Origin of the sequence: Streptomyces hesseae, assembly GCF_031845785.1 — a bacterium.
Classification (GTDB): domain Bacteria; phylum Actinomycetota; class Actinomycetes; order Streptomycetales; family Streptomycetaceae; genus Streptomyces; species Streptomyces hesseae.
The window spans coordinates 136,506-154,110 of sequence record NZ_JAVRFI010000002.1; the positions used below are offsets into that span (position 1 = coordinate 136,506).

Below are 17,605 nucleotides of genomic sequence, written 5' to 3' on the forward strand. Positions count from 1 at the left end.
ACATTGGCAGAGCGGCGAGGCGGGGCGCGGTGGCAACACGCGCGGGCCGGACCCGCGTTTCCGGGCTCGCTTTCGGGCTCGTTTCCGGGCTCGTTTTCGGGCGTCGCCGCCCGGGGGCCCATACAGCAGCGGATATATGCGCCATCTCCCGCCCCTTTACAGCCAATTGACACCTTGTTCACTTCCTCCCCCCTGCCCCTGAGGCGTGCGCGCCACGAAAGTCGTAGCGGTCATTCGTGTGGCACCGCACGACTCCAGGGAGGGATTCCCCATGCCCGACATCACCCGGCGCAGGCTCCTCGGCACGGCGGTCGGTACGGCCGCGAGCGCGGCGGCGCTGTCGCTGCTGCCGCCGAGCGTGCAGCAGGCGGTGGCCGCCGGTCCGGCGCGGCGCGGTTCGCTCGAGGACATCCAGCACGTGGTCCTGCTGATGCAGGAGAACAGATCCTTCGACCACTACTACGGCACGCTCAAGGGCGTCCGCGGCTTCGCCGACCCCGACGCCCTCAAGCTCCCCGGCGGGCGCAGCGTCTTCCACCAGCCCGACACGGAGAACCCCAAGGGTTATCTGCTGCCCTTCCACCTCGACACGCGCAAGACGAGAGCCCAGGCCATCCCGTCCACCGACCACTCCTGGCGGATCCAGCACGAGTCGTGGAACGGCGGGAAGATGGACCGCTGGATGCCGGCGCACCGCAGAGCGGACTCGGACGGCAAGAACGCGCCGTACGTCATGGGCTACCACACCCGCGAGGACATCCCGTTCCAGTTCGCCCTCGCCGAGGCCTTCACCGTCTGCGACAACTACTTCTGCTCGGTCTTCGGGCCGACCTGGCCCAACCGGCTGTACTGGATGACCGGCACCAACGACCCCTCGGGCACCCGGGGCGGACCGGTCATCGACAACACCGCCCCCACGCCGTACCGCTGGACCACCTACCCCGAGCGGCTGGAGGCGGCGGGGGTCAGCTGGCGCGTCTACCGGCAGGAGGACGACTACGGCACCAACATGCTGGAGCAGTTCCGCCAGTTCAAGGACGCGAAACCGGGCAGTCCGCTGTACGAACGGGGGCTGCGGACGTCCCCCGAGGGCACGTTCGAGGACGACGCGCGCAACGACCGGCTGCCGGCCGTCTCCTGGCTGCTGCCCACCACCGCCGGCTGCGAGCACCCCGACTCGATGCCCGCCGCGGGCGCGGACTTCATCGCGAAGAAGCTGGAGGCGATCGCCGACAACCCCGAAGTGTGGCGGAAGACCGTCTTCATCCTGAACTTCGACGAGAACGACGGGCTCTTCGACCACGTGCCCCCGCCCGTGCCGCCGAAGGGCACCAAGGACGAGTTCGTGGGCGGCCTGCCGATCGGCGGGGGCTTCCGGGTGCCGTGCCTGGTCGTCTCGCCGTGGACGGTGGGCGGCTGGGCGGCCGGGGAGGCCTTCGACCACACCTCCGTGCTGCGCTTCCTGGAGCGCTGGACCGGGGTGCGGGAGCCCAACATCAGCGCGTGGCGGCGCCGTACCTTCGGCGACCTCACCTCGGCCTTCGGCTTCGGCTCGCCCGCCGCGAGCCCGCCCGCGCTGCCGGGTGACACCGAGGAGCGGCTGCGCCAGGCCGAGTGGGACGTCGCCCATCTGCCGGCGCCCACGTTCCCGGGTGCCACGCAGCGGCCTCCGGTCCAGGAGCCGGGCACGCGGCCGCGGCGGTAGGAGGCGGCATCAGAGGTTGTCGCGCCGGTCCCGAGCCCCGTGCGGGGCCGGCGCGACGGGCCTCTCGCGGGGGCCGGCGTCCGCGTGGATCGTGTGGCTCACGATGCCCGCCCCAGCGCGGGTCCCCGCAGGGCCGCGCTGATGGCCCGGCCCGTCCGGGCGACGGCGTGGGCGAGCCGTCCCAGGTCATGGGCCGGGTCGACCATCGCGCACAGCCCGGCGACGACCTGCCCACCCGGAGCCGTCAGCGGCACGGCGACACAGCACACGCCGGGCACCAGCTCCTCCCGGTCGAGGGCCACTCCCCCGTCGCGGATGACGGCGGCCTCCCGCCGCCAGGCGGCCGGCAGCGGATCCAGCGGCGCCCGCGGCGACGCGGCGGCCACCAGGACCTTTCCGGCCGCGGCGTACCAGGGCCAGGTGGCGCCCGGCCGGAGGGGCGCCAGGTGGTCCACCGTGCCGGGCACGCCCTGGACGGCGAGGGTCCGGCCCTCGCGCAGCACGCAGATCCCGACCGAGGCGCCGGTGGCCTCCGCCAGCCGGCGCGCCGGGACGCGCGCCGCCGCGCACAGCCCGGGTGGCGGCTGCCAGCCCAGCCCCAGGCGGAACATCCGCGGGCCCATCCGGTAGCGGGTGCCGTGGTGTTCGACGACGCCGAGGCCGGCCAGCTGCTCCAGGAGCCGGTACGCCGTGGTCTTGGGCAGCCCGCTGTCCGCCGACAGCTCGGTCAGCCCGGCCTCCCGCGCCTGTCCCAGGGCTTCCAGCAGGGCGAACGCCCCCTCGAGAACTCCCCGTCCGGGAGTCGGCCGCTCACCCGTCCCCCCGGCCGTGGTTCTGGCCATCGCCGGTCCCCTTCCAAGAGCGCCTTCCGTATGCCACCGTCCGGACCGAGTGAACACCCACGGGGTAAACGCGCCCTAAATGCGCTGGCCGTCCGCCCCGGTGGCGGTCCGCTCACCGGACCGCCGCGCGACAGTCAGGCCGTCACGGCCCATGCTCGATACCACGGGGGAACTCCGGCGGGCGCCGTCCTCCGGGTCTCCGGCGCCCGCCGGGGGACGGACCGGTCGGGCCTGTACGGCGAAGCCCGCGCCGACGGCGTGTGGATGGCGGAGTACCGGGATCAGGCCGCGGTTCCGTACCGTGCCACGACCCGGTACGCGTTGGAGAGCCGCGTCCGGCGCAGGAGCGGGGCGAGCAGCTGTTCCGCACCGTACACACCGGCCAGCAGGGGGACGGACGACCAGAACAGGGCCGCACGGGCCTTGCGCTGGAGGCCGCTGGGCGGAGCGGGGTACCAGGGGTCGTCGGCGGGCGGCAGGGCGTGGGCGAGAGCGAGGACCGCGGCGCCGGTGAGATCGAACGGGATGTGCGGCTCGTGCCGTTCGACGGCGACGACGGTGTAGCCGAGCGACTCCAGTTCGCGGCGGAGGTTGGCGAGCGGGATGAGGTGCAGGTGCTGGGGCTGGAAGTACGGCATCCACCAGCGGCCCAGGATCCCGCTCGACACGCACTCCGGGTCCGGGACCTCGATGATCAGGTGGCCACCGGGTGCGAGGACCGTGCGGGCGGCGGTCAGCTCCGCGCGCGGGTCGATGGTGTGCTCGAGGTAATGGAACATGCTCACCGCGTCGTACCTGCCCTCCAGCTTGGGAGCGAGGTCGGTGAGGAGGCCGCGGTGTGCCTCGTCGATCCGGCCCTGGCGCTCGGCCTCCTCGGCACCCTCGCTGATGTCGAGGCCGTCGAAGACGGTGGCCGGATGGACCGTTTTGGCGCTCTGGGGGAAGTGGCCGTGTCCGGTGCCGACGTCCAGCCAGCGGCGGGGGGTTCCGAACGGGAGGAGGGCACGGGCGCTGGCGAGGTAGCGCTTGCGGTTGCCACCGCCGTTGAAGACCCATTCCGTCAGCTCGGCGCCCAGGCCGTCGTAGAAGTCCCGGTAGTAGAAGTCCAGCCCCTCGGGCGTGAGCCGGGGGTTCTGGAAGGAGTGGGAGCAGTCGCGGCACTGGTCGATCACGAAGGTGCCGGGCTTGTGCTGGAGCAGGTCGACGGTGCGCAGCCGGGTCCGCAGCCGGGAGGAGTCGCACCAGGGGCATGTGGTGCGCCTCGGCGCGTGGAAGCGGTCCGTGCCGCCGGCGAGTTCGCGCTGGTACGCGATACGGAGCTGAGCGACCTCTTGGGTCCGGTTCATGGTTCTCCCTGTCGTGTGGCAACCGCTTCGAGGTGTGCGGCCGCCGCGGCGGCGCCGCCCGCCGAGCGGAAGGAGTCGCGCACGCGGCAGGCGGCCGCGCGGTATCCGGGGGTGGTGAGGACGCCGTCCAGCGCGGCGCCGATCGTGTGGCGGTCGCCACGGCCGAACCGGATCCGGATCCCGGCTCCGGCCGTGGTGACCTGTGCGGCGATCACGGGCTGGTCGTCCCGGATCGGGGCGACGACCAGCGGCACCCCGTGCAGCAGGCTCTCGGCGACGGTGTTGTGGCCGGCGTGGCAGACGACCGCGGACACCCGTCGCAGCAGGGCGAGTTGCGGCACCCGGCGTACGGGCAGCACGGCGTCGTCCGCGGTGCCGTCGAGCGCCCCGCCCGGGTCGGCGATGACGGCCTGGACATGCCCTGCGCGCTCCCGTACGGCCGCCGCGCACTCGGTGAGGAAGCGGTCGCCGAGACCGGTGTTGGCGGTGCCGAGGGAGACCAGGACGGTGTGCCGTGCGGGGTCCAGCCGCTCCCAGGGGAAAGGGACCGGCTCGGGCCGCCCGGTGAGGGCGGGGCCCACGAAGCGGGTCTGCGGAGGGACCGCGCTCTCGCCCGCGAGGGCGGTGGTGGTGAAGGCGAGGACGAGGTCCGGTGAGAAGCGGGGATCGTGGGTCCGTGACGGGTCGCCGAGCGCGGCGCGCAGCTCGCCCAGCAGCCCTCGGATCCACTCCGCCACCTTCGGCGTCCCGGCGAGCGGGCCGGAGAATTCGGCGGACGTGGTCGCGGAGGTGGCGCAGGGGATGCGGAGCCGTTCGGCCACCAGGGCCCCGGCGAGCGCCTGCTGGTCGGTGACGATCACGTCCGGGCGGAATTCGGCCACGGCCTTCTCCACGCCGGGCGCCATCGCCGTGGCGAGCGGCCCGAGGAAGTCCTGCCACAGGAAGCGCAGCGCGGCGACCCCGCGCAGTTCGGGTGCCCGCCGCGGATCCCCGGGTACCGCGCAGGCGTGGATCCCGGCCCCGGGCCCCGCCAGCTCTTCGACGAGTCCGGGGTGTCCGGCCCAGGCGACGTGGTGTCCGCGCCGGGTGAGTTCGGCGGCCACCGCGACGGCCGGGTTGATGTGCCCGACGAGCGGCGGCACCACGAAGAGGAACCGGCTCATACCCGTACGGCCTCCGCGCGGTGCCGGTGGCCCGCACGGACCCAGTCGAGGATGAGCGCGCCGATGGTCGCCGGGGCGCCCACCAGCACGGAGTGGCCGTGGCCCGGCACCTGGTGGGTACGGCAGCCGGGGAGCAGGGACTCCATCCGGGGCGCCATGGCGGCGAGGTCTGAGGTGGCCCCGTACACCGCGAGGACGGGCAGGTCGAGGTCCCGCCAGCGTTCCTCGGGGGGTATGCGGCTGGCCGCGATGTCCTCGGCGATCGTCGTCCCGTGCAGCAGCGGGCGGGCCTGGCGGACCAGCCGGGCCGCGTGCCATCCGTAGGTGCGCTCGATCCAGGGCAGGGCCCGCTCGTCGTGGAGCCTGTGCGCCGAGCCCCCCAGCAGGGTGCTCATCTTCGCCGCCCAGGCCGCGGTGGGTGGTTCGGACTCCACGACCAGGACGCCGGCGACCCGGTCGGGGTGGCGCAGGGCGTAGTCGAGGGCGACGGTGCCGCCGAAGGAGTTCCCCACCAGGTGAACCGGACCGGCGAGGCGCGTGTCGTCGAGGAGGGCGGCGAGGTCGCCGGTGAAGTCCTCCAGGCGGTAGCCGGTGGGCGGGCGTTCGCTGCGGCCGTGGCCGCGCTGGTCGTACATGAGCACGTCGTGCCCGGCCGCCGCGAGGGCGGGGGCCACGGTGAAGTAGTAGCTGGTCAGGTTGTCCGTGGCGATGCCGTGCACCAGGACGACGGGATCCCGGCCGGGCGGCCCGATGCGGGCGGTGTTCAGGCGCGGGTGGCGGGTTGCCGTCACCCCAGGCGTCCGGTGATGTAGCGGACCATCCGGCCGGCGGAGAGCCCGATGATCTCGGTGAGTTCGAGGGAGGCGAAGAAGGCCGGGAAGTCGACGCGGTCGCCGTAGCGGCGGCCGAGCTCGGCGGTGAGGGTGACCAGGTCGATGGACTCCAGATCGAGGTCCTCGACGAAGCGGGTGTCCATGGTGACGGCGGTGCCTTCGAGGCCGAGCTCGGGGATCACGGTGTGCAGGGCCTCGGTGAGCTCGGCGAGAACGGCGCGTTCGCCGGGCTCCGGGTGGGAGGTGACGGCGTCGGGTGTGGGGGTGGTGGTCATGAGGGGGTCTCCTCGTGGTGCTGCCGGTGGGTGTCCTCGGTCCAGGCGACGACGTAGCGGCGGGGGCGCAGGCCCGCCGGGTTGCGGGTCTCGGCGAGGGACACGGAGTGGGTGCGGCCGGAGGGTGTGCGTACCGTCAGGCGGTCGTCGTCGGCGGTGGTGACGCGGAAGTCCCGCGGTCTGCCGCGCAGGCCGGTTCCCTCGGCCTTGGCCGCGGCTTCCTTGGCCGCCCAGAAGCGGACGAGGGTGCGCGCGTCGCCGCCGAGGCGGTTGTGGAGCGGGATCTCCTCGGGGGCCAGGACCGCGTCGTGGGTCGCCGTGGGCCGCTCGGTGATCTCTTCGATGTCGATGCCGGTGGGGGCGGTGCCCGCGGGGCGTACCAGGGCGACCGCGGCTTCCGCGCAGTGGGCGAGGGACAGCTCCAGGGGCGGCAGTTCCCTGCCGTGCACGCCTTCCGGGTGCGGTCGGCCGCTGTCGTCGTTGCGTACGCGGATCTCGGCGGGGTAGACCGGGCCGGCGCCGTGCCGCCACAGGTGATGGCGTACCGCGTCCTTGGCGGCGATCCGGCCGAGCAGCCACTGCTGTCTGCCCTGCGGGGACCGGGCCGCGTAGGCGTCCCGTTCGGCGCCGCCCAGCACGTTGCGCATCATCAGCTCGCGGGAGGCCGGGTCGGGCCAGTGCTCGAAGACCAGGTGCCAGCCGCCGGGCTGGATCCGGGCCAGGGTGCTGTGCTCCGGGTGGCGCCGGATGGCGTCGGTGGCGGGCGGTGAGTCGAACCGGCGGTCCTCCCAGCCGTCGATCTCGCACCAGACGGTTCCGCGGTGGCTGAGCTGGATGTCTGCTGCCAACAGGGTCTCGGTGAGGGAGGTGATGCGGATGTGGCAGTCGAGGCGCTGGCCCGGCGTGGGTTCCGGGCCGTGGAAGCGGATGTCGCGGATGCCGGCCGGCAGTACCACCGTGCGGTCGGAGCGGGTGGCCATCAGCCAGTAGCCGAGCAGCTGTCCGGCGTTGTCGAGGAGCGCGCCGGGTGCGGGCGGAGCGGTGAGCACGCCCCGGACGTGCCGTGCGCCGATCCCGGTGACCGTGGTGACGCCCTGGAAGAGCGGGCCGTGGAACATCCAGCGCTCGTCGTACATCCGCCGGGCCGAGACGGTGGGCGTCTCCTCGCCGGCCGGAACGGGCCAGCGGGCGGGGGGTGCCGGGTGGCGGGGGGCCGTCTCGGTCTCCGCGCGCGCGTACCGGCCGAACTCCACGGTATGGCGGCCCGGACGGCCGGGGACGCCCCGGACGGTCACCGCCACGTCGACGGCCGGTTCGGCGACGAGCCAGGCGAGGAAGCGGGCGCCGCGGACGGCGACGGTGACACCGGTGCCGGGCGGCGCGGCCACCGCTTCGGACATGTGCCGGATCATGGTGGTCGCGGGGACCACCGGCCAGCGGTCGCCGATGTCGGGCCAGTCCGGTCGCTGCCGGTAGAAGCAGTGGTCGGCGAGGTACGGCATGGTGTCGAGGGCGACCCGGACCGTGGTGGTCCGGCCGGGGTCCGCCGTGGGGCGCGGTGTCGCGGGGCCGGGGCGGGAGGTCCTGGCGTCCGGGATCGCCGTCGTCCGCACCGGGACCGGTGCGGAGCTCCCCGGTCCGTCGTGCGCCGCGAAGAGGGCCGCGGCCGTGTCGGCCGTCTCGGTCAGCAGGGCGCGCAGCTGTGCCGCTTCCGCGAACCGCCCCGCGACTCCGTCGAGTTGCGGGACTCCGGGCGTCCCCCCGCCGGTGAGTGCCTCGCGCAGCACCGTACGGAGCCGGTCGCGGGTGACGGGTTCGAGGCGGACGGGTCCGGCGTCCAGGCCGAGCCGTACGCCCGTCCGTTCGGGCGTGCCGGCGGGGGGTGCCGGGACGGTACGGATGGCCCGGCCTCCCCGGGGGTGGAGGGCGGCGACGTCGGGCTCGGCCCCGTAGGCCCACAGCCCGGCCACGGCCCGTCGCAACTGGCCCAGGCCGTCGCCGTCGGTGGCCGCGGCCGTGACCGCCAGGTGCTCGCGCCCGGCGAGGATGTCCCCGGTCAGGGCGGGCAGCTGGCCCTGACCGGCCTGGACGAAGGCCCGGAACCCGGACGCGTACAGGGATTCGACGAGTCCGCGGAACCGGACCGGCTCCAGGAGGTGGCGTACGGCCAGCTCGCGGACCTCGGTCTCCCGGTCGGGGAACGGCGCGCAGGTCGTGCCCGACCAGACCGGTACCGAGGGCCGGTGCAGGGTGAAGCGCCGCATCGCCTCCCGGATGGGCCCCAGGTAGGGCGCCAGCATGGGCGTGTGGAAGCCGGACGCGAAGGGCAGCGCGCGGCCGATCACGCCGTCGCGGCGCAGGCGTTCCGTCACCTTCTCCACCTGGGCCGCGGGGCCGCAGATCACCGACTGGTGCGGGGCGTTGTCGTGGGAGAGCACCACCTCGCCGATCCCGGCCAGGGCCGCCTCCACCTGGTCGGCGGGGGCCCCGAAGGTCATGAAGACCAGGTCCGGGACCAGCAGGGCCAGGGGGTCGAAGTCCTTGAGGAAGGCGTCCACTTCCTTGTCGGCGAAGATGCCGCCGACGGCCATGGCGGCCCACTCCCCCACGCTGTGCCCGGCCAGGGCGTCGGGGGTGACACCGGCGCGGCGCAGCGCGGTGGCCAGGAGGCGGCCCGCGTCGACGACACCGGCGCCGTGTTCGGCCACGGCGCCGACCCGGGCCTGCTGCCAGGTGGGCCGGGGCAGTCCGAAGTGGCGGGCGACGTCCTCGCCCTGGGGGGTGAACCCGGCCTCCAGGCCGGGGAAGAGAAAGGCGGTGCGGCCGCCGCCGGCCGGTCCGAGCAGCGGCCGGGGCGCGAACCACACCTCGCGGCGGCCGCCCCAGGCCCGGCCGCGGGCGACCGCCTTGCGGGCCAGCGCGAGCCGTTCGCCCCCGGGCCCGGCCACGGCCAGCCGGGCGCCTCCGGTGCCGATGTCCCCTCCCGCGCGCAGGAGGGCGTCCTCGGCGTCGAGCAGCGCGCGCAGTTCCCCGGTGGTGTCCGCGGCGATCCGCAGGACGGGTTCGGGCTCGGCCACGTGGAGTGCCGTGGACGAGGATCTCCTCCTGCCGGCCGTGGGGTGGAACTCCTCCAGGACCACGTGGGCGTTGATGCCGCCGAAGCCGAAGGCGTTCACCCCGGCCCGGCGCACCTCCGCCTCCCAGGGGCGGGCCACCGCGGACGGGCGGAAGCGGGTGGCGAGCAACCCGGGGTGGGGGTCGTCGCAGTGGAGGGTGGGCGGCAGCACCTGGTGGTGGAGCGCCAGTGCGGCCTTGACCAGGCCTGCGGCGCCCGCCGCCGGCATGGTGTGGCCGATCATCGACTTGACCGAGCCGATCACCGCGTCCGGTGCGCGCGGGGTGCCGAACACCCGGCGCAGCGTGGTGATCTCGGCCGCGTCGCCGTTGGGGGTTCCCGTGCCGTGCGCCTCCAGCAGACCGATCGCGCCGGGGGCGGCGGGGTCCAGGCCGGCCGCCTCCCAGGCGAGCCGGACCGCCCGGGTCTGACCGTCCGGGTCCGGGTTCACCAGGGTGGCGGCGCGCCCGTCGCCGGCCACTCCGGTGCCCCGGATCACCGCGTAGACCCGGTCGCCGGCGCGCACGGCGTCGGCGAGCCGTTTGAGGACGAGCACCGCGGTGCCCTCGCCGATGAGCACACCGTCAGCGTCCCGGTGGAAGGGGCGGATCCGCTGTGTCGGGGAGAGGGCCCCGAGCCGGGCGAACACCGACCACAGGGTCACGTCGTGGCAGTGGTGCACGCCTCCGGCGAGCATCACGTCGCAGCGTCCCGCGGTCAGCTCGCCCACGGCCTGGTCGACCGCCAGCAGGGAGGAGGCGCAGGCCGCGTCGACCGTGTAGGCGGGGCCGCGCAGGTCGAGCCGGTTGGCGATGCGCGAGGCGGCGAAGTTGGGGACCAGGCCGATGACCGCCTCGGGGCTGTCCGGTCCCAGGGCCTCCTCGAAGGCGGTACGGACCCGGGTCAGCCGCTCCTCGCCGAGCTCGGGCAGCAGTTCCCGCAGGGTGCGGGTCAATTGGCCGGCGGTGCGGACGCGCTGGTCGAGTCGCGCCAGCCCGGCCGTGAGGTAGCCGCCGCGGCCCAGCACCACTCCGGTCCGTGCGGGATCCACCGTGGAAAGGCCGCCCGCGTCGGCGATCGCGGCGGCGGCCGTACGCAGGGCGATCAGCTGGTCGGGCTCGGTGGCCGGGACGGAGTCCGGCATGATGCCGAAGGCGACGGGGTCGAAGCCGGTGAGCCGGTCGTCGACGAAGCCGCCGCGCCGGCAGTAGATGGCACCGGAGCGGTACTCGTCCTCGTCCCAGCGCCCCGGCGGCGTCTCGGTGATGGCGTCCACGCCGGTGCGGAGGTTGTGCCAGTAGCGGTCCAGGTCGTCCGCGCCGGGCAGCGTGACCGCCATGCCGGTGACGGCCACCGGTTCCTGTGCGGGATTCCCGGAACGACCGTGGCGCACCGTCACCACCCCGGAGCGGCGTAGACGACCTCGCGCGTGTCGTCGTCACCCCAGGTCAGTTCGCGCAGCAGGGCGAGTGTCCCCTCCCTCGGGTCGATCAGGCCGACGCCGCGCCGGGCGTACTCCCGGGCGAGTTCCGGGCCGACCATCCCGCCGTGCGTACCGTCCGGGGCCCAGGGCCCCCAGTGGACGGTCAACGCCCGTGTGCCCGTGGAGCGGTGCCATGCTCCGCCCAGTACGGCGAGGGCGTCGTTGGCCGCGGCGTAGTCCGCCTGCCCCCGGTTGCCGTGGACGGCCGCGACGGAGCCGAACAGTACGGTGAAGCGGGGTGGCGCGGGGAGCCTGCGCAACGCGGCGAAGAGCGTACGGGCGCTCTCCGCCTTCGTCTCGTGGACGCGGGTGAAGGACGCCGGGTCCTTGTCGGCGATGAGCCTGTCCTCGATGACTCCGGCGGCGTGCACCAGGCCGTCGATTCGTCCGTGGCGGGCGTGGATCTCCTTGACCGCCTGCTCGACGGCCTCCGCGTCCCGCAGGTCGACGGAGCGGTATCCGCCCTCGCCACCGGCCGCGCGGATCGCGGCGAGGGTCGCCTCGATCCCCCGGCGGGCCAGGACGAGGCCGGCTTGCCGGTCGATCTCCGCGGGGCGGAGCTCGCCGCGCCCGGCGAGTGCGGCCCGCAGCGCGGCGCGCCCGTCGACGCCCGCGATGCCGGGCGGCTCGGGGGCGTCGGCCAGGGCGGTACGACCGAGCAGTTCGACCCGGCAGCGGGCGGCCGCCGCGAGGGCCACGGCGACGCGCGCGGCGATGCCGCGTGCCCCGCCCGCGAACAGCAGGACGGACTCCGGCCCGAGCCCGAGGGCTGCGGCCGCCCGCTCCGCCGTGGACTCGTCGTCCGTGAGCAGCGGGCCCAGCGGGGCTTCCCGCGGCTCGACGCCGAACCGCCGGCCGTCCTCGGTGCGGACGACGACGGGTTCCCGGTCGGGTGCGAGGAGTTCCCCGACGACCGTGTCCGCCCATTCGCCGGCGTTCCGTCCGTCGGGGACGGACACCAGGCGGGCTGTCGTGTCCGGATACTCGCGGGCGACGGTGCGGAGGAAACCGCCCATGCCATCGCCCGTGCCGCCGTCCTCGGCCGGCCGGACACACAGCAGACGGCGCGGGCCTCGCCGGAGCAGATCCTTCAGGAGGGGGAAGGCGCCCGGCAGCACGGGCCCGGGCAGGAGGACCACTCCGTCCAGCGGTCCGGCCGGATCCCGGGGCGTGTCGTCGGAGCGGGTGGCGTGCGCTCCGTGCTCCCGGAGCCGGGCGAGGAGGGCCTGGGCGGTACGGTCGTCGCCGCCGAGCACGAGGAGGTGGGTGTCGCGCAGGGCGGCGAAGCCGTCCGGCGGCGGCGCGCCGTCCAGGGCCACGCTCCGCAGGACGTACCGCCGGGGCGCGATTCCGGTCGGCTCCGTGGCCGCGGTGTCGTCCGGCTCCCGCTCCGGGCGTGTGGTGGGAGTCCCGGCTTCTGCCGGACCACCCGTGTGCGCGTCCATCCACTCCACGATCGACGCGGCTGTCCGTGCGCGGGTCAGGCTCTCCAGGTCCGCGTCGTCCGGGATCCGCGCTCCCGTGCCTCCCAGCCGTTTCACCAGTTCGCCCGCGATCTCCGTCCGCTTGATCGAGTCCACGCTCAGATCGGCCTCGAGGTCGAGCCGGGGGTCGAGCATCTCCACGGGGTAGCCGGTCCGTTCGCTGATGACCGCCAGCACCGTGCGCAACAGGTCGGGCTCGTCGGCTTCCTCGGGAACAGCCATCGCCGCCGCCGGAACGGCGGCCGTCTCCGTCACCGGCACGGGGGCTTGGGGCGGGATGGCCGCCGTCTCGCCGAAGTACGTCAGCAGGACGTCCCGCTGCGCCGCGATCATCTCGCGGCTGCCGCGCAGGAAGTCCTGGAGCAGGGCCGCCCGGTCCGCCCCCGCGGTCCCGTTCGCGCCGTCACCGCCCGGGGCCGGTGTCAGCGGTGCGATCGGCCGGGCCGGCCGCATGCCTCCGGGAAGCAGCCCGCCGTCCGCGGTGCGGACCAGGTGCCCGTCCACGATCCAGCCGGGGCGCTCCGGCGTCCGCCCGGGCTCGGCCACCACCGCGTCCCGGCCCGCGAACAGCGCTTCCGCGTCGACGTGGACGCCGCCCGAGACCGCCAGCCGGGCCAGCGCCTCCAGGTGGCCGCGCAGCCCCGCCTCGGGGTGCGGCTCGAAGGGGACGGCCAGGTGCGGCCGGTCGCCGAGGGTGGCGCGCACCAGGCCGGTGAGCGCGGTGCCCGGGCCCGCTTCGACGAAGATCCGCGCTCCGGCCGCGTACATCGCCTCGATCTGCTCGGTGAAGCGCACCGGCGCCGTGATCTGCCCGGCGAGCCGGGCCCGCAGCTCCGCGGTGTCCGCCGGGTAGCGGGTCGCCGTCAGCCCGGACCACACCGGGATCTGCGGTGCCCGCAAGGGGCGGGAGGAGAGCACCTCGGCGAAGGTCTCCGCCGCGCCCGCCATCATCGGGCTGTGGAAGGCGCACGCCACGTCGAGCGGCTGGACGCCGAAACCGGCGTCCTTCAGCGCCGCGACTCCTCGGCGCACCGCCTGGTCCGGCCCCGCGACCGTCGTCTGGGACGGGGAGTTGTGGCCCGCGACCACCACGTGGCCGGCGAGCCCGGCCCCGGCCAGTACGGCTTCCACGGCGGCCGCCCCCGCTGTGACGGCGGCCATGGTGCCCGGCTCGTCCCCGGCCGCGCTCAGCATCGCCTCGGCGCGCAGTTCGCTCAGCTCCGGCAGATCCGCGGCGGAGAACGCGTCGGCCACGCACAGCGCCACGAGTTCCCCGTAGGAGTGGCCGGCCACCATGTCGGGGCGGACTCCGAGCTTCGACAGCACGTCGTGGACGGCGAGGCCGGCGGCCCCCAGGGCGGGCTGGGCCCGTCGGGTGTCGGCCAGATGGGCACGCTGCGCTTCCCGGCCGGCCTGGTCGAACACGGCCGGCGGGAACATCGCGGCGACCGGGGCCCGGCGCAGGTGCTCGTGCGTCTCGGGGAAGGCGGTGAACAGGTCCGCCAGCATGCCGGGTCGCTGGCTGCCCTGGCCGGGGAAGAGGAAGGCCAGTGTGCCGGTCCCGTGCCCGGCGGTGGCCGCGTGGTCGTCGTTCCGTCCGGCCCCGGCCGTGAGGACGCCCGGCACCTCGTGGCCCGACAGCGCGGCCCGTAGCAGGCCGGGCAGTTCGTCGAGCCCGGCGGCGACCACGGCCGCGGTGACCGGCCCGGCGGCCGGGTCCGCGGCCCGGCGCGCCGCCGTGCGTGCCAGGTCGCGGAGCCGCCACGGCCGCCAGTGGGCCGTGGCCCTCCCGCCCGCGGCGACGGCCGTTCCCGCGACCGCTCGGTCCGCGTCCGTCTCCGCCAGTCGCAGCAGTTCCTCGATCGCCGCCTCGCCGCGGAACAGGAACAGCTCGGCGGGCCAGGCGTCGGCGGCCTGACGCGGCGGCGCCCCGTCGTCACCCCCGCGCAGCACCACGTGGAAGTTGGTGCCGCCGAAGCCGAAGGCGCTCACTCCGCCCACCCGTTCCCCGGGCGGCGTGGCCCAGGGCAGGGCCCGTCGGTGGAAGGCGAACGGGCTGCTCTCCGGCCGCCACGCCGGATTGGGCCGCCGGATGTGCAGGGTCGGCGGGCGCACCCCGGTGTACAGCGCCAGAGCCGTCTTGATCACACCGGCGAGACCGGCCGCGCACTTGGTGTGGCCGATCTGCGACTTCACCGAACCGATCACGCATCCGCCCGGTACCGCCCCCGATTCCCGGAACACCTCGGTGAGCACCTCGAGTTCGGTACGGTCACCGACCACCGTGCCGGTGCCGTGCGCCTCGACCAGGCCGACCCGGGCCGGTGAGATCCGGGCCTGGGCGTAGGCCCGCTCCAGCGCCGTGCGCTGGCCCTCCGGCCGGGGCGCGGTCAGGCCGCGGGAGCGTCCGTCGCTGGAGGAACCGACGCCCTTGACGACGGCGTAGATCCGGTCGCCGTCGCGCCGCGCGTCGGCCAGTCGTTTGAGCACCACGCAGGCGACGCCCTCGCCCAGGGCGATGCCGTCCGCCCCGGCGTCGAAGGTCCTGCAGCGGCCGGTGGGGGACAGCGCGTGCACGGACGAGAAGAGGATGTAGTCGTTGATGCCGTTGTGCAGGTCGGCGCCGCCGCACAGGACGAGGTCCGCCGCGCCCGTCGTCAGCTCCTTGCAGGCGATGTCGACGGCTGCCAGCGAGGAGGCGCAGGCGGCGTCCACGGTGTAATTGGCCCCGCCGAGGTCCAGGCGGTTGGCGATCCGGCCGGAGATGACGTTGGCGAGCATCCCGGGGAAGGAGTCCTCGGTGAGGGCGGGCAGCTGCTCAGCCAGGTCCTCCGGGAGCCGTCCGCCCAGATAGGACGGCAGGACGGTGCGCAGCGTGGTCGCGTTGGACATGTCGCTGCCCGCCTCGGCCCCGAAGATCACGGCGGTGCGCGCACGCGGGAAGTCACGCCGCTCGTAGCCCGCGTCGGCGAGGGCTCGCCGGGCCGCCTCCAGGGCGAGCAGCTGCACGGGGTCGACGGAGGCGAGCGAGGACGGCGGAATGCCGAAGCGCAGCGGGTCGAAGGGGATTCCCGGCAGGAAGCCGCCCCATCGGGAGGCCGAGGTGTCGTGCGCGGGCGCTTCCGCGCCGTGGTGGAGGGCCCGGTCCCAGCGGTCGTCGGGCACTTCGGTCACGGCGTCCGCGCCGTCGAGCACCTGGGCCCAGAAAGCGGGCAGGTCGGGGGCTCCGGGGAACATGCCGGCCATGCCGATGATCGCGACGTCGAGCGGGGGCGGCACGGGCGTGGACGCGGTGCCGGTCGTCGCCCCGCCGGTCAGTTCCGCGGCCCGCCGCTCGTAGAAGGCGGCCGCGCGGTGGGTGACGTCACGGTGCAGTTCGGCGACGGTCGTGGTGGCGTCGCGCAGCACGGCGACTTCCCCGGCCATGAACATGCCCTCGTCGAACTGCCGCTGTTCGTCCACCTCGCGGAGTGCGCCGTCGACGCGCTCGACGCCCTTGCTGGCGATGCGCAACCGTCCGAGGTTGAGCCGCTCCAGCCGCTCCCAGGCCTCTCGTCTGGGAACGCCCTGGCGCCGCAGCTCCTCCTGGTGCGTGCGGTAGGTGTCGGTGAAGGGGCTGGGTACGCAGCGGGTGACATGGCCGGGCGCGGTGTCCAGCAGGACGGTGCTCTCGGCGGTGAGCACGGTGCGCTGGAACGCCGGCCGGACCGCGCCGCACTCGACCGCCTCGTGGGTGAAGAGGTACGCGGTGCCCATCAGGACGCCGACCGCGGCGCCGCGTCGGGTGAGCCCGGCGGACAGGGCGGCGACCATCGTCGCGGAGCGCTCGTCGTGCACCCCGCCCGCGAACAGCACCTCGATCCCCGGTGGCTCCTCGTGCCGCGGCCGGGCGTCCAGGAAGTCCTCCAGGACGGCCAGCTGGGCCTCCCAGAGCGGGAAGGAGTTGCTGGGGCCGACATGGCCGCCGCACTCGGCGCCTTCGAAGACGAACCGCCGGGCCCCCGCGTCGAGGAACTGGCCGAGCAGCCCGGGGGTGGGGACCTGCAGGAAGGTGCGGATGCCCTGGGCTTCCAGCGCGGCGGCCTGCGCGGGGCGGCCGCCCGCGAGAATGGCGTGGGTGGGCCGGAGCTCGCGCACGGCCTCCAGCTGGGCGGCGCGCACGTCGTCCGGCGCGAAGCCCAGGATGCCGACGCCCCAGGGCCGCCCGCCGAGCGCGGCCCCGGTCTCCTCCAGGAGGGACCTGGTCCGCTCGGGACCGGCGAGGGCCAGCGCGACGAACGGCAGGGCGCCGCCCTCGGCGACGGCGCCGGCGAACCGCGCCTGGTCGCTGACCCGTGTCATCGGCCCCTGCGCGACGGGGAGCCCGGTTCCGAAGGAGCGGCTGAGGGCCGAGCCGGGGAGCAGTGCCGTCGCCGCGCCGGGGGTCCTGAGCGCGCGGTCGATGCCCTCGCGCACGGACCGTACCGCGGCGCCCACCGTGCGGTGGTCCCGGGCGAAACGGCGGGCGAGGAAGGCGTCCTGTCCGAGCGGGACGGGGCGGTCCCGCAGTTCGGCGGGGAGGCCCGGTCGGTCGCGGTCCAGCAGGCGCCGTCCGTCGGCGAGGACCGTGCCGGTGCCGTCCGTCGCGCGCAGCAGGCGGGCGAGCGCGGGCGGGGTGGCCGCCTCCTCCAGCAGGGCGAGCTGTACGTCGAGGACGACGCCGGTGGCGCCCGCGAGGACGGCCGCGGCGGCGGTGTTCGGCCCGATGCCGCCGCACGCCCAGACGGGAACGCTCAACTCCGGGTCGGAGAGCAGCTGTTGCAGCAGGACGAAGGTGGACAGTTCACCGGCCGGGCCACCGCACTCGCTGCCGCGCGCGACGATGCCCGCCGACCCCGCCCGTACCGCGGCACGGGCCTCGGCCCGGGAGCGGACCTCGGCCAGGACGGTGACGTCCCGCCCCCAGTCCGCGGGCCGGCCGGCCCCAGGGGCGAGCAGGACGGTGTGGGGCCCCGGCTCACGCCGGTCGCGCAGTTCGTCCGGCCGGAGGGCGCAGTCCTCCGCCACGCGTACACCGAAGGCGCCGCCGGTCCAACGGCGGGTGAGGGAGAGGGCTTCGCGGGCCCGCCGGCCCCCGGCGCCGAGGTCGAGGACGCCGAGCCCACCGGCTCCGCGGACGGCCGCGACGAGTCGCGGATCGGTCTCCCCGAAAGGACTGACACCGATGACGGTTGTCTGCACCACGGAGGCGGCTCCCCACCAGGGACTCTGGAAACTGATGATGCCGGAGGAGCCGGACGCAAGGACGATCGCTCCCGCCTCCGCAGTTGCTTGCGCCTCAGCAGCAAACGTTCCGGGTTACCGTTTCACGCCCGCAACC

8 protein-coding genes are annotated in these 17,605 nt (G+C 75.0%); 1 reads left to right on the forward strand and 7 read right to left on the reverse strand.

Annotated elements, in window-relative coordinates:
* The first annotated feature begins 271 nt into the window (after positions 1–271).
* On the forward strand, positions 272–1,705 hold the full coding sequence (locus RM609_RS03520; RefSeq protein ID WP_311607831.1) for an alkaline phosphatase family protein: 1,434 nt from the start codon (positions 272–274) through the stop codon (positions 1,703–1,705).
* Positions 1,706–1,803: 98 nt separating this feature from the next.
* On the opposite strand, the gene RM609_RS03525 is transcribed toward RM609_RS03520, so the two are convergent.
* From RM609_RS03525 to RM609_RS03555, 7 genes are all read right to left on the reverse strand, one after another.
* The gene (locus RM609_RS03525) at positions 1,804–2,547 is read right to left on the reverse strand and encodes an IclR family transcriptional regulator (RefSeq protein ID WP_311607832.1); all 744 of its coding nucleotides are present in this window, start codon (positions 2,545–2,547) and stop codon (positions 1,804–1,806) included.
* A gap of 281 nt (positions 2,548–2,828) precedes the next feature.
* Complete coding sequence (locus RM609_RS03530; protein WP_311607834.1) at positions 2,829–3,893, reverse strand: class I SAM-dependent methyltransferase; 1,065 nt, start codon at positions 3,891–3,893, stop codon at positions 2,829–2,831.
* A complete protein-coding gene (locus RM609_RS03535; protein ID WP_311607836.1) occupies positions 3,890–5,056 on the reverse strand; it encodes a glycosyltransferase in 1,167 nt (388 codons plus the stop codon). The genes RM609_RS03530 and RM609_RS03535 overlap by 4 nt, the downstream gene beginning before the upstream one ends.
* On the reverse strand, positions 5,053–5,847 hold the full coding sequence (locus RM609_RS03540) for an alpha/beta fold hydrolase (RefSeq protein WP_311607837.1): 795 nt from the start codon (positions 5,845–5,847) through the stop codon (positions 5,053–5,055). Before RM609_RS03540 ends, RM609_RS03535 begins: the two co-directional genes overlap by 4 nt.
* Positions 5,844–6,164, reverse strand: coding sequence for an acyl carrier protein (locus RM609_RS03545; protein ID WP_311607839.1), 321 nt, complete (start codon positions 6,162–6,164; stop codon positions 5,844–5,846). Before RM609_RS03545 ends, RM609_RS03540 begins: the two co-directional genes overlap by 4 nt.
* On the reverse strand, positions 6,161–10,618 hold the full coding sequence (locus RM609_RS03550) for a beta-ketoacyl synthase N-terminal-like domain-containing protein (protein WP_438828387.1): 4,458 nt from the start codon (positions 10,616–10,618) through the stop codon (positions 6,161–6,163). The genes RM609_RS03545 and RM609_RS03550 overlap by 4 nt, the downstream gene beginning before the upstream one ends.
* 56 nt (positions 10,619–10,674) lie before the next feature.
* A complete protein-coding gene (locus tag RM609_RS03555) occupies positions 10,675–17,469 on the reverse strand; it encodes an SDR family oxidoreductase (protein WP_311607841.1) in 6,795 nt (2,264 codons plus the stop codon).
* Positions 17,470–17,605: the final 136 nt, after the last annotated feature.

Coding starts and splice junctions, on each gene's coding strand:
- RM609_RS03535 (WP_311607836.1), bottom strand. CDS start 5,056: ATGAGCCGGTTCCTCTTCGTGGTGCCGCCGCTCGTCGGGCACATCAAC.
- RM609_RS03530 (WP_311607834.1), bottom strand. CDS start 3,893: ATGAACCGGACCCAAGAGGTCGCTCAGCTCCGTATCGCGTACCAGCGC.
- RM609_RS03545 (WP_311607839.1), bottom strand. CDS start 6,164: ATGACCACCACCCCCACACCCGACGCCGTCACCTCCCACCCGGAGCCC.
- RM609_RS03525 (WP_311607832.1), bottom strand. CDS start 2,547: ATGGCCAGAACCACGGCCGGGGGGACGGGTGAGCGGCCGACTCCCGGA.
- RM609_RS03520 (WP_311607831.1), top strand. CDS start 272: ATGCCCGACATCACCCGGCGCAGGCTCCTCGGCACGGCGGTCGGTACG.
- RM609_RS03550 (WP_438828387.1), bottom strand. CDS start 10,618: ATGGCGGTCACGCTGCCCGGCGCGGACGACCTGGACCGCTACTGGCAC.